Here is a 2,187-nt window from a genome sequence, read left to right as displayed (position 1 = left end):
TTTAACAAGTCCGCTAAGGCGGATTTGATTAAGTTTTTAAAACTTAATTTAAAACAAAAGGATAAAAAATGTATGTCAATGTAAGCATAGATGCGAGTGATTTAGAAGATTTTTACGCTCATGATTTGGCTAAACTTTTTGAAGATTTAAGCACAAAAGAGCAAGAGGAATTCTTTGGAATTATCCATAAGGATATCAAGCCATTAGAAAGAATAAGAGCTATTCTTTCTAATTTGTCTAATGATGAAGTACTTAAACTTTTAAAAGAACTTAATAATGAGTTTAAAAGCGATGAAGAGTGGCAAGAAGTTGCTAAAAGTATAAATGGAGGTAACAAATGAAACTACAAGATTTTGATTTTAGGATTTGGAATATACAAGAAAAACATTACATAACAAACAATCCATGCCTTGTTGAGTTTAATCATAATCCCGGAGAAATAAAAGCAGGTGTATTGCTTGTTTATGAAGATAGAGAACACGAGTTTCTTGAAAGTTGGTATGATGATATCGAAATCGAACTTTGGACTGGTTTATATGATAAACATGGCAAAAAGATTTATGAAGGGGATATCGTTAAAACTAAAAGTCCATACGATTGCTTTTTGGCAAAAGTTGGCATTCATAAAGAAGGGACTTTTTATCTTGAGAGTAAAAGTAGAGATTACATAGGCTCTTTAATTTATTTAGTTAAAGATGAAGGATATGATACCGAAATCATCGGCAATATCCACGAGAATCCTGAACTTTTGAAATGTTAAAAAATATTAAAAATTTTAACATAAAAATGAAATATGTTAAAAAAAGCCAAAAATTTAACAAAACTCACTAATTAGTGGGTTTGATTAAGTTTTATTTAGCAAGGAAAGAAAAGATGAGTAAAAGAAATGGTGCTTTAAGGGCTTTTAAAACACTTTTAAAAGATGTTTTAAATGATGAAAATGGCTTTTATAAACACAAAAATGGCAAAGTAAATATAGCCAAGCTCTCTCGTGTAAGTGGGCTTAGTAGAAGCTTTTTAAAAAAAGAACTCTATATAAGAGGTTTGCTATGAGTCCTAAACAAGCAATGCTTAGAAAACAACTTCTAGCTAAAATACACATGCACAAAGAGTATTTATATTATAAAGAAAATAATGCTTGGCAAGATTTTTTAGCTTTAAGATTTGAGGTTTTAAGCTCAAAAGATTTAAGCATAGATGAACTTAAAATCTTGCTTGATATTTTTGATGGTAAAATTAAAGATGATATAAACTTCGTACCTGATTTTAAGGGTAGATTAATGCTTAAAAAAGCTAGTTCTAATAAACAATTTTTTTATTTAAAAGCTTTATTAAAACAAACAAAAATGCCTATTTTTAGTTTTTACAAACTTTGTAAAAAAACTTTAAAAAAAGATATATACTCTCTTGAAACTCTTAGCAAAAAAGACTGCACTATAATGCTTGTAGTTTTAGAAAAGATTGTTAAAACTAAAAAAAATAATTAAAAATAGATATAATCCTTTAAAAGCTTTTTTAAAGGATTTATTTTGATCTGTCCTAGATGTGCGAATGATAAAACTAAAGTTTTAAAAACTATAAAATCAGACACCAATGAAAGATTTAGAAGATGTATTAAGTGCGGATACACTTTTATGTCTATTGAACTTATAAAAGTAGACAATTGGGCAAAATACTATATAAAAGAAACTCAAAAAGGACTTTTTGATGAAACGCTTTGAATTAAAGGGTCTTGAAAATCTTTTAAAGAAATGTGAAAATTTAGAAAACGAACAAAAGCAGATTATCTTAAAAGAAATAATTGCTGAAACACTTTATAAAGAAAGCAAAGAAAATCTAGAAAAAGAACAAGACTCTAATGCTAAAAAATGGGCACCTTTAAAGCAAAGTACATTAAATTCAAGAAAAGCACAAAAGATCATGCATACTAAAAAGCTTTTTGCAACAGGCTCTATGCAAAGCTCTTTACATAGTGGAGTGGAAAATGATAGAGCTTTTGTAGCACTTAATGCCACCTATAAAGGCTTTGCGTATGCCAGAGTGCATCAATTTGGCTCTAAAAATGTAATAGCAAGACCTTTTTTACCCATCGATGAAAATTTAAATATAAACAAAAGAGTAGCCAGAGCAATGGAAGAAGAAACTAAGGATATGCTTTGGACTTTGTTTAAGCAGACTTTAAAATAA

Annotated in this window: 6 protein-coding genes; all 6 read left to right on the top strand. The window is 28.3% G+C overall.

Features of this window, described 5'->3' with window-relative positions:
• Window positions 1-68: 68 nt before the first annotated feature.
• Window positions 69-341 (top strand): hypothetical protein, encoded by a 273-nt coding sequence (locus AJ885_RS07620; RefSeq protein ID WP_070281035.1) that lies wholly within the window; start codon window positions 69-71, stop codon window positions 339-341.
• The gene (locus tag AJ885_RS07615; protein WP_052858069.1) at window positions 338-760 is read left to right on the top strand and encodes a YopX family protein; all 423 of its coding nucleotides are present in this window, start codon (window positions 338-340) and stop codon (window positions 758-760) included. Before AJ885_RS07620 ends, AJ885_RS07615 begins: the two co-directional genes overlap by 4 nt.
• 113 nt (window positions 761-873) lie before the next feature.
• A complete protein-coding gene (locus AJ885_RS07610; RefSeq protein ID WP_002864977.1) occupies window positions 874-1,053 on the top strand; it encodes a hypothetical protein in 180 nt (59 codons plus the stop codon).
• A complete protein-coding gene (locus AJ885_RS07605; protein ID WP_070280526.1) occupies window positions 1,050-1,487 on the top strand; it encodes a hypothetical protein in 438 nt (145 codons plus the stop codon). Before AJ885_RS07610 ends, AJ885_RS07605 begins: the two co-directional genes overlap by 4 nt.
• A 42-nt stretch (window positions 1,488-1,529) precedes the next feature.
• Window positions 1,530-1,721, top strand: coding sequence for a hypothetical protein (locus tag AJ885_RS07600; RefSeq protein WP_021358120.1), 192 nt, complete (start codon window positions 1,530-1,532; stop codon window positions 1,719-1,721).
• Window positions 1,708-2,187 (top strand): phage virion morphogenesis protein, encoded by a 480-nt coding sequence (locus AJ885_RS07595; protein ID WP_052800544.1) that lies wholly within the window; start codon window positions 1,708-1,710, stop codon window positions 2,185-2,187. Before AJ885_RS07600 ends, AJ885_RS07595 begins: the two co-directional genes overlap by 14 nt.

Origin of the sequence: Campylobacter sp. BCW_6464 (genome assembly GCF_001762775.1) — a bacterium.
Taxonomy (GTDB): Bacteria; Campylobacterota; Campylobacteria; order Campylobacterales; family Campylobacteraceae; genus Campylobacter_D; species Campylobacter_D jejuni.
Note: the sequence above shows the minus strand (reverse complement) of the source record. Positions and strands in the feature narration are given on the sequence as shown.